We start from the raw sequence: 12,046 nt of genomic DNA, 5'->3' as shown, positions 1-12,046 counted from the left end.
CGACGGCCCGTGATCGTTGACGATGGGAGTACCACCCGACGACTGAAGGATCGAGAGCTCGTGAGCAAGGTCCCCCCGATCATCCTGAACAACGGCGTCGAGATGCCTCAGCTGGGCTTCGGTGTCTGGCAGGTGCCGGACGACGAGGCGGAGCGGGCCGTCGCCACCGCGCTGGAGGCCGGGTACCGCAGCATCGACACTGCGGCGATCTACGGCAACGAAAAGGGCACCGGCAGGGGCCTCGCCGGCTCCGGCGTCGCCCGCAAGGACCTCTTCGTCACCACCAAGCTCTGGAACGCCGACCAGGGATACGACTCGACGCTGCGCGCCTTCGACGCGTCCCTGGAGAAGCTCGGCCTCGACTACGTCGACCTGTACCTCATCCACTGGCCGATGCCGGCCAAGGGGAAGTACATCGACTCGTACAAGGCCTTCGAGAAGCTCTACGCGGACGGCCGTGCCAAGTCGATCGGTGTCTCCAACTTCCTTCCGGAGCACCTGGAGAAGCTGATCGGCGCGACGTCCGTCATTCCGGCCGTCAATCAGATCGAGCTGCACCCGCACCTCCAGCAGCACGCGACCCGTGAGTACCACGCGGAGCAGGGCATCGCCACGGAGGCCTGGTCCCCCCTGGGTTCGGGCAAGGGCCTGCTTGAGGTCCCGGCGATCGTGGCCATCGCCCAGAAGCACAACCGCACGCCCGCCCAGATCGTCCTGCGCTGGCACATCCAGCTCGGGAACGTGGTGATCCCCAAGTCCGTGACCCCGTCCCGGATCAAGGAGAACATCAACGTCTTCGACTTCTCCCTCGACACCGAGGACATCGCCGCGATCAGCGCGCTCAACGAGGACCGCCGCGTCGGCTCCGACCCGGCGGACGTCAACGACTGACCGTACGGTCGCACCGCACGGCGTACGACACGCGGCACCGGAAGCCGTCGCCCGACTCGCTCGGGCGGCGGCTTCGTCCTGTGTTCGGGGCTTCCTGGCATCCAGGCTTCCCCGGCCCTCGGACCGCGGGCGGGCGAGGGCTCTGCCGACACGGTGTCGCGGATGCGGCGGGCGGGTGAGACAAGGCGCGGCATCCTCGCCGATGGGAGGGGGATCGGTCAGAGTCGCCCGAGTACCCGTTCAGCGAACACACATATGTCCCCGTCCATGTACCCCTTTTCCCCTTGTCCCCGTCGATGTCCCCCTACACGTCGGATGCACGTCGCCCCGCCGCGTGACGTCCCCAAGGCCCAGAAGGGTCCTCCCACAGTGCGCACTCGAACACTGACCCTCGCCGCCGCAGCCGCCGGCACCACGCTGCTCGCCGCCGCGGCCCTCCCGGCGGGCGCCGCCCCCGTACAGGCTCGGGAGAGCACGGTCACCGCCTCCGACCTGCTCGCCGAGATGACGTCCTGCGCGCAGATCTCGAACGGCAAGTACAGCCTCGACGTCGGGGCACCGGCCACCGTCCCCGTGTGCGGCATGAACGGCGCGGTCTTCTGGAAGGCCGACATGGACATCGACTGCGACGGCCAGGTCACCACCGAGTGCAACAAGCGCACCGATCCGTGGTTCCAGGACCAGACGGCCTTCCACCAGTCCGACGGCAGACCGCTGAACTCCGCGCATCTCCCCTACGTCGTGGTACCCGGCCCCAGCGGCATCTGGAACTACACGAGCTCCGGCATCAGGGGCGGCAGCGTGGCGGCGGTGATCCACGGCGACGAGGTCCAGTACGCGGTCGTCGGCGACACCGGCCCCACGAAGATCATCGGCGAGGCGTCGTACGCCGCCGCGCGGGCCCTCGGCATCAACCCCGACCCGGCGACGGGCGGCGCGGCCTCCGGTGTGACGTACATCGTCTTCACCGGCTCCCGGGTCTCCCCCATCGAGGACCAGGAAGCGACGACGTCCCTCGGCGAGGCACTTGCGGAGCAGCTCCTTGAGGACAACTGAGAAGCAGCACAACTGAGAAGCAGCGAACGAGCCGACGGACCGGCGAGCCGACGGAGACCGGAGACCGGTGAGCCGACAGAGGCCGGTCGGGCCGCGGATCTCACCGCGGCCCGACCGGCCTCTCATGTCCCCAACTCGGACCGGCTCGAAGTGGCTGCTCAGACCGGCTGGCCGATCGGCCGTATCACGACGGTGTTCACGTCCACGCCGCTCGGCTGCCGGATCGCCCAGACGACCGACTCCGCCAGTTGGTCCGAGGTGAGCAGGTGCCCGGGCGGCAGGCTGCCATAGCTGTCCCAGAACGGTGTCTCCACCCGGCCGGGCGAGATCAGGGTCACGCCCACGCCGTACTCGGTGACCTGCCGCCGGGTGTTCTCGGCGAGCCCGGTCACGGCCCACTTAGTCGCTCCATAGATGTTGCCGGGCCCGTGGATGTGGCCCGCGACGCTGCCGACGAGCACGATCCGCCCCCGCGTCTCCTTCAGCCGGTCGATCGACGCCCGGATGAGCAGCGCGGGGCCGAGCACATTGGTCAGCACCATGTCCCGCCACCCGGCCGGATCGCCCTCGGCGACGGTGTCGTGCGTGGCGTACCCGGCGTTGGCGACGACGGTGTCGAGCCGTCCGAACTCCTTCACCGTCGCCTTGACGGCCGCCTGGACGTGGTCGTAGTCGGCCGCGTCACCCCTGATCGTCAACAGCCCCTCGGGCTTGCCGAGTTCTTCGGCGAACCCGCGCAGCCGCTCCTCCCCGCGCCCCGTCACCGTCACCCGGTGCCCGGCGTCGAGCAGCTGCCGCGCCACCGCCGCACCGATCCCGCTGCCGCCGCCGGTGATCAGCGCCACTGGTGAGTCAGTCATACGTTCCCCCAAGCCGTGTCCGTGTCGTGTCCGTCACGAAGTGCCTGGAGTCCATCACTTGGAGAGCACTCGATGTCAACACGTCCCGGAGGGCGCCCCGTAGGGGGCGCGGGGAACTGCGCGACCGGCCGAACTCGGCCCGCAGACGAACAATCAGCCACCGTGCCGCCGCCGTCGGCCGGGCCCCGCGCGAAGCGCTAGGCCTTCACCCCGACGTACACGGTCATCGCGGTCAGCACGAACACATCCGACCGCTGGAACACGCTCGCCTTGTCGTCCGCGTCGAGGAGCCGGTCGAGCAGGGCGAGGTCATCGGCCTCAAGTCCCTCCGCGAGCCCGGTGCGGCGATGGCCGAGGCTGCTCGCGACGAAGGCGCGCCCCTCCTCCGACAGCGGAGCGGGCAGATCGAGCAGGAACGTACGGGTCGCCGCATGCCGCAGCCCGACGGCCGTCAGCAGGCCGGGCCAGTCCTCGGTCTCCTCGGCCGCTCCCGGCAGCTCGCGGCGCATCCGTGTGAACCACTCCTGCTCGACCGCGTCCAGCCGGGACTGCAGACCGGGCCGGCCGATGCCGATGTCGCGCGGAAGGTAGCGCGAGGGCAGGCCGCCCTCCAGCAGCGCGAGGACCCCGCCGGGCGCGAGCCGCTCGGCGAACCCCGCGAGGGCGGCCCGCTGGTCGCCGACGTGGTGCAGGGATCGGCTGGCCCAGAGGAGATCGGCCGGGTACTCCAAGTCGCCGAGCCCGTCGCCGAGTTCGGCCTCCAGTGTGCTGAAGCGGTCGGCGAACCCGAGGCGGGCGGCGCGGGCGAGGGCCGCCTCCAGGAGGGGCCCGGCGCCGTCCACGGCGACGACCCGCGCCTTGGGAAACGCGTCGGCGAGCAGACAGGAGATGACACCGGGACCGCTGCCCGCGTCCACGATCATCTCGGGCTCCGGCTGCCACTCCCGCAGCCAGCCCGCCGCCTCCGCGTAGAGCGGCGTGAACAGCTCTGCCTCCTGCTCCAGCACCGGAAGCATCTCGGCGAAGTCGATGTGACCGTGACTGTGACTGTGCCCCTGACCCTGTTCGTCGTGCTGCCCGTGGTCGTGTGCCATGGTTCCAAGCCTCTCGTCCGGGATACGGACAGCCTGCTACGACCTCCCCAAAACAGCCACTCGCCTTGCCAAAACAGCAAAGAGTCCCCCACGCCCCCGAAAGGGGCGCGGGGAACGGCGCATTCTTTTAGGGGCGCGAGGAACTGCGCGACCAGCCACACTCAACCGCCGGCCGAACCCGCAGCCAAAGTGACCCCGCGCTCAGCGGAAGGTCACAACGCCGGATACGCGTTCCTCATGAGCTCCTGGAACTGCGCCGAGAACCAGTGCCCCGACAACGGCGCGTTCGCCAGCGCACCCGACATGTTGTTGTTGTTCCGCGGATTCCCGGTGTACGTCGGGTCGCACATCCGGTCGAAGCCCTTGCCCTCGTCGTTGGGGATCGCGGTGCTCGACCCGTCCGACTCACCCGGCGGCTTCATCCACACATACGCGTCGATGCCGGTCGCCGGTGAGGCCTGCGGGCGTTCGCCAAGGCCCGCGCCCGACTGGTTGCACCAGTTGCCGAGATGGATGCGCCGGTCGTAACGGCCCCCGTTGACATAGGTGTCGACGTTGGTCGTCGCCCCGGGCCCGGTCGGCCTGGCCGTGCCGCCCCAGCCGTTGCGGGAGGTGTCGATCAGCATGCCGATCCCTGACGGGAAGCCGATCGAGACCAACTGCGTGCGCATGGCCTGTGCGTACGACTGCTCGTCGACGTACCGGTTCCAGTCGATCCACTTCGACGTACGGACCGACGCGCCGCCCACGGAGTCGTTGATCGTGAAGTGGTTCTCCTTGAGGGCGCTGTAGTTGGCGGTGTTCACGATGAAGCCGTGCACATCGGCGACGGTCGCGCCCTCGGCGGTGGCGGCCTCCTTGAACAGGGCGGCTGAGGGTGCGAAGTTGTCGTCCCAGCCGAGCCAGCCGTGGTGTCCGGCGTCCACGTAGTTGTAGACGTTGGGCGCGTCGCCGAGCTTGTTGAGCGCGTAGCCGACGCCCTTCACATAGTTGCCGTTCGCCTTCATCGTGTCGCAGTTGGCGGTGGCGGTGACGCGCGGCGAGACGTTCGTGACGAGGTTCGGCAGCGAGTCGATCTCGACGGTCGTGACGATCCGCAGACCCGCGTACTTGCTGTCGGCGAGGATCGCCGCGATCGGGTCGATGTACTGGGTCTTGTACCTGTCGATCTCCGTCGGGCCGAGTTCGCCGTTGGAGGCGAGGGCCGCGCAGTCACGGCCCGGCAGGTTGTAGATGACCAGCTGCACGACCAGTTCTCCGGAACCCTTCTGTACCAGCGCCGCGTCCAGGTGGGCGCGCAGGCCCATGCCGCCGTTCACGCCGTTGATGGCGGCGATCCGGTCGAGCCACACGCCGGTGGGCTGGTTGGCGATCCGGCTGCCCCCGGTTTCCGCGGTGGCCTTCGCCTTCCACTCCGGGTTCACGTACACCCTGGCGCCCGCGTACGGGTTGTCGACCTTGGTGCCCGGGCCCGGCGGGTCCGTGGGTCCGGGGCCGCCGCCACCGTCGTCGACGTTGCAGGTGACGCCGTCGAGCGTGAAGGCGGTGGGCAGCGCGTTGGTGCCGCTGTAGGTGCCGTTGAAGCCGAAGCTGACCGAACTCCCGGTCCCCAACGTGCCGTTGTAGCTCTCGTTGGCCGCGGTGACGGCGGTGCCGCTCTGGCTGAGCTTCGCGTTCCAGCCGCTGGTGACCTTCTGGTTTCCGGCGTACGACCACTTCACGGCCCAACTCGACTTGGCCGCGCTGTTGTTGGTGACGGTGACCGCGGCGGTGAAGCCGGAGTCCCACTGGTTCTGCACCTTGTAGTCGACGGTGCAGGGAATGGCGGCCACGCCGACGTCCGGGGGTATCGCCGCGACGGCGGCGCCCGCGGTGCCGGCGACCAGCGCCACCGCCGCGAGGATTGCTGTTCTGGTACGGCTCATGTGCGGGGTGTCCTATCCGTCTGGGGAGCGCGGACGATCGCGCAGCCCGATGCCGTACGACGGCGTGGGGGTGCCGTCGCCATGGGGGATGAGGGTGAGCTCGGAGCACTCCACCGGGCAGGCGGGCGCGACTCCCGAAGCCGTGGCACGGCCGACGCGCTCGCGGTGTCCATGACAAAGATCCGCGGCGCCGACCACTAAAAGAGGTAAACGCGGGGGGTGTCGCATGAAGCGACTCCTTGCAGCTCTGACACGCCGTGACGGACGTGTCGACTGATGGAACCGCTCCCACTGGTGCCGAAGAAGGTAGCGCCAAGTGTTGGTAAAGGACAGAGGAGTTGCACTCTTGATCTATCGAATCATTTCGACTCTTCAAGCACCTTGACCCCTTCCGCCCTCATCCCCACTATGGGAGCGCTCCCACTGGTTCAAGGCTTGTTGCCCCTCCCCCCATCTCCGAGCCGCATGGAGAGGAACCAGAACATGGCACCCAGACCCGGACGCCGCCTCGCGCGGCGGATGTGGACCGCCGTGGTGGCGGCCCTCGCCCTTCCGTTGACCACGCTGGCGACCGGCGTGACCCCCGCTCAGGCGGCGGCCGTCCAGTGCAGCGTCGACTACAAGACGAACGACTGGGGCTCCGGTTTCACCGCCGAGCTCACCCTCACCAACCGCGGCACGGAGGCGATCAGCGGCTGGGCCCTGACGTACGACTACGCGGGCAACCAGCAGCTCAGCAGCGGCTGGAGCGGTACGTGGTCGCAGTCCGGCAGGACGGTCACCGCGCGGAACGCGTCCTGGAACGGGACGATCGGGGTGGATGCCGCGGTGACGACCGGCGCCCAGTTCACGTACAGCGGCACCAACGCCGCGCCCACGTCCTTCGCGATCAACGGCACGGCCTGCACGGGCGCCCACCAGCCGCCGATCACCGTGCTGACCAGCCCCGCCGCGGGCGCGGTCTACTCCCAGGGCGCCGCCGTCCCGCTCGCCGCGACCGCCGCGGCCGCGGACAACGCGACGATCAGCAAGGTCGAGTTCTACGACAACACGACCCTGCTGGGCACCGACACCAGCTCGCCGTACTCGTTCTCGGCCTCCGGCCTGACCGTTGGCAGCCATTCGCTGCTCGCGAAGGCGTACGACAGCCTGGGCGCGTCGGCGGAGTCCACACCGGTCGGCATCACGGTCGCCTCGGGTCCCGCCGTGGTGGTCTCGCCGACCCAACTCGGCGTCCAGCAGGGCAAGTCGGGCACGTACGACGTGAAGCTCTCGACCCAGCCGTCGGCGAACGTGACCGTGGCGACCGCTCGGGCGAGCGGCAACACGGGTCTGTCCGTCACCGGCGGGGCGTCGCTCACCTTCACGCCCTCGAACTGGAACACCGCCCAGAAGGTGACCGTCACGGCCGCCTCCACGGGCACCGGTTCGGCGACCTTCGAGTCGACGGCCACCGGGCACGCGAAGGGCGCGGTCACCGTCACGCAGCTCGCCGCTTCGAAGGAGTACGACGCCCGCTTCCTTGAGCTCTACGGGAAGATCACCAACCCGGCGAACGGCTACTTCTCGCCCGAGGGCATCCCGTACCACTCGGTGGAGACGCTGATCGTCGAGGCGCCCGACCACGGCCATGAGACGACGTCGGAGGCGTACAGCTATCTGCTGTGGCTCCAGGCCATGTACGGCAAGGTGACGGGCGACTGGTCCAGGTTCAACGCCGCCTGGGAGATCATGGAGAAGTTCATGATCCCCACGAAGGCCGACCAGCCGACCAACTCGTTCTACAACGCCTCGAAGCCGGCGACCTACGCGCCCGAGCACGACACCCCGAACGAGTATCCGGCGCAGCTCGACACCGGTGTGTCGGTCGGCTCCGACCCGATCGCCGCCGAGCTGAAGAGCGCGTACGGCACGGACGACATCTACGGCATGCACTGGCTGCAGGACGTCGACAACGTCTACGGGTACGGCAATTCGCCGGGCAAGTGCGAGGCGGGTCCGACGGACACCGGCCCTTCGTACATCAACACCTTCCAGCGCGGACCGCAGGAGTCGGTGTGGGAGACCGTGCCGCAGCCGACCTGTGACGCCTTCAAGTACGGCGGTACGAACGGGTACTTGGACCTGTTCACCAAGGACGCCTCGTACGCGAAGCAGTGGAAGTTCACCAACGCTCCGGACGCGGACGCGCGGGCCGTGCAGGCCGCGTACTGGGCCGACATCTGGGCCAAGCAGCAGGGCAACGGCTCCGCCGTCACGGCGACCGTCGGCAAGGCCGCGAAGATGGGTGACTACCTCCGCTACTCGATGTACGACAAGTACTTCAAGAAAATCGGCAACTGCGTGGGACCGTCGACCTGCCCGGCCGGCACCGGCAAGGACGCCTCGCACTACCTGCTGAACTGGTACTACGCGTGGGGCGGCGCCACCGACACCTCGGCGGGCTGGGCCTGGCGCATCGGCTCCAGCCACACCCACGGCGGCTACCAGAACCCCCTGGCGGCGTACGCGCTCAGCTCGTACGCCGATCTGAAGCCCAAGTCGGCGACAGGGCAGGCGGACTGGGCGAAGTCCCTCGACCGGCAGCTGGAGTTCTACCGCTGGCTGCAGTCCAGTGAGGGGGCCATCGCGGGCGGCGCGACCAACAGCTGGCAGGGGCGTTACGCGACTCCGCCTTCCGGCACGCCGACCTTCTACGGCATGTTCTACGACGAGAAGCCCGTCTACCACGACCCGCCGTCCAACCAGTGGTTCGGCTTCCAGGCGTGGTCGATGGAACGGGTCGCCGAGTACTACCAGCAGACGGGTGACGCGGACGCCAAAGTCGTCCTCGACAAGTGGGTCGACTGGGCGCTGGCCAACACCACGGTCAACCCCGACGGTTCCTTCCGTATCCCCAACACGCTCCGGTGGTCGGGCAGGCCCGACACCTGGAACGCGTCAAGTCCCGGCGCCAATACGGGACTTCATGTCACCGTCGCCGACTACACGGACGACGTCGGCGTGGCGGCCGCGTACGCCAAGACCCTGACGTACTACGCCGACCGCTCCGGTGACACGCAGGCCGCAACCACGGCCAAGGCGCTGCTCGACGGCATGTGGAAGAACAACCAGGACGCGCTGGGCATCGCGGTCCCGGAGACCCGCGCCGACTACAACCGCTTCGACGACGGCGTGTACGTCCCGAGCGGGTGGTCCGGCAGGATGCCGAACGGGGACGCCATCAACTCGTCGTCGACCTTCGACTCGATTCGTTCTTTCTACGAGGACGATCCGGCCTGGTCGAAGATCGAGGCGTATCTGGCCGGCGGGGCCGCGCCCTCGTTCACGTATCACCGGTTCTGGGCCCAGGCGGATATTGCTCTCGCGATGGGCTCGTACGCGGAGCTTCTCGAATAGCCCCCGCCGAACGCTCCGCGGGTTGGGCGGTACGAAGGCTGCGGGCCGGATGTGGCTGGTCGCGCAGTTCCCCGCGCCCCTAAGGGGCGCGGGGCGCCCAGAGCCGTCTTCGTCCCCCCACGCAAGGAGAGGGTCACCGTGCGAAGAACCTCCGTCCTGACCGCCGTGCTCGGGCTCGCCGCCGGGCTGCTTGCGGGTGTGCCGCCCGCGCTGGCCGCGCAGCCCGTCGGGAAGGCCGCGCCTTCGGCGTCCGTCGCCGCCGACACGTACACCTGGAAGAACGCGCGCATCGACGGCGGCGGGTTCGTTCCCGGCATCGTCTTCAACCGGTCCGAGAAGAACCTCGCGTACGCGCGGACCGACATCGGTGGTGCCTACCGCTGGCAGGAGTCGTCGAAGAGCTGGACCCCGCTGCTCGACTCGGTGGGCTGGGACCGCTGGGGCCACACCGGTGTCGTGAGCCTGGCCTCCGACTCGGTGGCGCCGAGCAAGGTGTACGCGGCCGTCGGGACGTACACGAACAGCTGGGACCCCGGGAACGGGGCCGTGCTCAGGTCCTCCGACCGGGGTGCGACCTGGCAGAAGGCCGATCTGCCGTTCAAGTTGGGCGGCAACATGCCCGGGCGCGGCATGGGCGAACGGCTCGCTGTCGATCCCCACAGGAACAGCGTGCTGTATCTGGGCGCCCCGAGCGGCAAGGGACTGTGGCGGTCCACGGACTCGGGTGCCTCCTGGTCGCAGGTGACGAACTTCCCCAACGTCGGCAACTACGTGCAGGATCCGACCGACACGAGCGGGTACGCCTCCGACAACCAGGGCATCGCCTGGGTGACCTTCGACGAGTCGACCGGCACGGGCACCAATGCCACCGGGACCATCTATGTCGGTGTCGCCGACAAGGACAACGCCGTCTACCGGTCCACCGACGCGGGCGCGACCTGGTCCCGTCTCGCCGGACAGCCCACGGGATACCTGGCCCACAAGGGGGTCCTGGACGCGACGAACGGCTACCTGTACCTGGCCTACAGCGACAAGGGCGGTCCGTACGACGGCGGAAAGGGCCGACTGTGGCGGTACGCGACGGCGACCGGGACCTGGACGGACATCAGCCCGGTCGCGGAGGCCGACACCTACTACGGCTTCAGCGGGCTGACGGTCGACCGGCAGAAGCCGGGCACGGTCATGGCGACGGCATACAGCTCCTGGTGGCCGGACACACAGATCTTCCGCTCCACGAACAGTGGCGGCGCCTGGACCAAGGCATGGGACTACACGTCGTACCCCAACCGCTCGAACCGCTACACGATGGACGTCTCGTCCTCGCCGTGGCTGAGCTGGGGCGCCAATCCGTCGCCGCCCGAGCAGAGCCCCAAACTGGGCTGGATGACCGAGGCGTTGGAGATCGATCCGTTCAACTCGGCCCGGATGATGTACGGGACGGGCGCGACGGTCTACGGCACCGAGAACCTGGGCCAGTGGGACAGCGGCGGCCAGTTCACCATCAAGCCGATGGTGCAGGGTCTGGAGGAGACGGCCGTGAACGACCTGGCCGCTCCCCCGTCCGGCGGTGCCCAACTCCTCAGCGCGCTGGGTGACATCGGCGGCTTCCGGCACACGGACCTCACCAAGGTCCCCTCGATGATGTTCACTTCGCCGAACTTCACCACGACGACGAGCCTCGACTTCGCGGAGTCCAGCCCGGGCACGGTGGTGCGGGCCGGCAATCTCGACTCGGGTCCGCATGTGGCGTTCTCCACGGACAACGGCGCCAACTGGTTCGCGGGGACCGACCCTTCGGGCGTGAGCGGCGGCGGCACGGTCGCGGCGGCGTCCGACGGCAGCCGTTTCGTATGGAGCCCGGAGGGCGCGGGCGTGCACCACGCGACCGGCTTCGGCACCTCGTGGTCGGCCTCGACCGGCATTCCGGCCGGTGCGATCGTCGAGTCGGACCGGGTCGACCCGAAGACCTTCTACGGCTTCAAGTCGGGCAGGTTCTACGTCAGTTCGGACGGCGGAGTCTCCTTCACGGCCTCGTCCGCGACCGGGCTGCCGAGCGGCGACAGCGTACGGTTCAAGGCTCTGCCGGGTACGAAGGGTGACGTGTGGCTGGCGGGCGGTGCGAGCGACGGGGCGTACGGGCTGTGGCACTCCACGGACGGCGGCGCGACCTTCACCAAGCTGTCGGGCGTCGAGCAGGCCGACACGATCGGCTTCGGCAAGGCCGCGGCCGGCGCCTCCTACCAGACCCTCTACACGAGCGCGAAGATCGGCGGCGTACGCGGCATCTTCCGCTCCACGGACAAGGGCGCGACCTGGACCCGGGTCAACGACGACGCACACCAGTGGGGTTGGACGGGCGCGGCCATCACCGGTGATCCGCGCGTCTACGGGCGTGTGTACGTGTCGACGAACGGCCGTGGCGTCATCTACGGCGACTCGTCGGACGCGGACGGCGGAGGCGGGGGCGGGGGCGGGGGCACGGACCCGACGCCGACCGGCGCCTGCGCGGTGACGTGCAAGATCACGAACCAGTGGTCGGGCGGCTTCCAGGCGGACGTACAACTCAACAACACCGGCTCAACCACCTGGAACGGCTGGGCACTTGGCTGGTCCTTCCCCAACGGCCAGACCGTCACCCAGGCGTGGAACACCGAGCACACCCAGTCCGGAGCGACGGTCACAATGAAGAACCTGGGCTGGAACGCGAACGTGGCGCCCGGTTCATCGGTGAGCTTCGGATTCACGGGGAGCTGGTCGGGATCAAACGGAAAACCCACGGCATTCAAGCTCGGCGACCAGTCCTGCACGGTGACCTGACAAC

7 protein-coding genes are annotated in these 12,046 nt (G+C 68.8%); 4 read left to right on the top strand and 3 right to left on the bottom strand.

The genetic code is table 11. The features are described 5' to 3' along the window. Nucleotides 1–102: 102 nt before the first annotated feature. Together ACFWXQ_RS25585 and ACFWXQ_RS25580 are read left to right on the top strand one after the other, a co-directional pair. The gene (locus ACFWXQ_RS25585; protein ID WP_383948407.1) at nucleotides 103–891 is read left to right on the top strand and encodes an aldo/keto reductase; all 789 of its coding nucleotides are present in this window, start codon (nucleotides 103–105) and stop codon (nucleotides 889–891) included. A gap of 369 nt (nucleotides 892–1,260) precedes the next feature. Continuing rightward, a complete protein-coding gene (locus tag ACFWXQ_RS25580; RefSeq protein WP_383948401.1) occupies nucleotides 1,261–1,947 on the top strand; it encodes a glycoside hydrolase family 75 protein in 687 nt (228 codons plus the stop codon). A 158-nt stretch (nucleotides 1,948–2,105) separates the two neighbouring features. On the opposite strand, the gene ACFWXQ_RS25575 is transcribed toward ACFWXQ_RS25580, so the two are convergent. The 3 genes from ACFWXQ_RS25575 to ACFWXQ_RS25565 all read right to left on the bottom strand — a co-directional run bounded on the left by ACFWXQ_RS25575 (nucleotide 2,106) and on the right by ACFWXQ_RS25565 (nucleotide 5,826). After that, entirely contained in the window at nucleotides 2,106–2,807 is a 702-nt protein-coding gene (locus ACFWXQ_RS25575; RefSeq protein WP_383953132.1) for an SDR family oxidoreductase, read from the bottom strand. A gap of 197 nt (nucleotides 2,808–3,004) precedes the next feature. Next, a complete protein-coding gene (locus ACFWXQ_RS25570) occupies nucleotides 3,005–3,901 on the bottom strand; it encodes a class I SAM-dependent methyltransferase (protein ID WP_383953130.1) in 897 nt (298 codons plus the stop codon). Between the two features lie 212 nt (nucleotides 3,902–4,113). After that, nucleotides 4,114–5,826 (bottom strand): glycoside hydrolase family 6 protein, encoded by a 1,713-nt coding sequence (locus ACFWXQ_RS25565; RefSeq protein WP_383953128.1) that lies wholly within the window; start codon nucleotides 5,824–5,826, stop codon nucleotides 4,114–4,116. 483 nt (nucleotides 5,827–6,309) lie between these two features. Here ACFWXQ_RS25565 and ACFWXQ_RS25560 point away from each other — a divergent pair, with 483 nt between their 5' ends. Both ACFWXQ_RS25560 and ACFWXQ_RS25555 read left to right on the top strand, forming a co-directional pair. After that, nucleotides 6,310–9,225 (top strand): glycoside hydrolase family 48 protein, encoded by a 2,916-nt coding sequence (locus ACFWXQ_RS25560; RefSeq protein ID WP_383953126.1) that lies wholly within the window; start codon nucleotides 6,310–6,312, stop codon nucleotides 9,223–9,225. A gap of 138 nt (nucleotides 9,226–9,363) precedes the next feature. After that, entirely contained in the window at nucleotides 9,364–12,042 is a 2,679-nt protein-coding gene (locus ACFWXQ_RS25555) for a cellulose binding domain-containing protein (protein ID WP_383953124.1), read from the top strand. Nucleotides 12,043–12,046 lie beyond the last annotated feature (4 nt).

This window comes from Streptomyces sp. NPDC058697, from assembly GCF_042715345.1.
GTDB classification, from domain to species: Bacteria; Actinomycetota; Actinomycetes; order Streptomycetales; family Streptomycetaceae; genus Streptomyces; species Streptomyces liliifuscus.
This window is presented reverse-complemented; position numbering and strand designations above follow the sequence as displayed.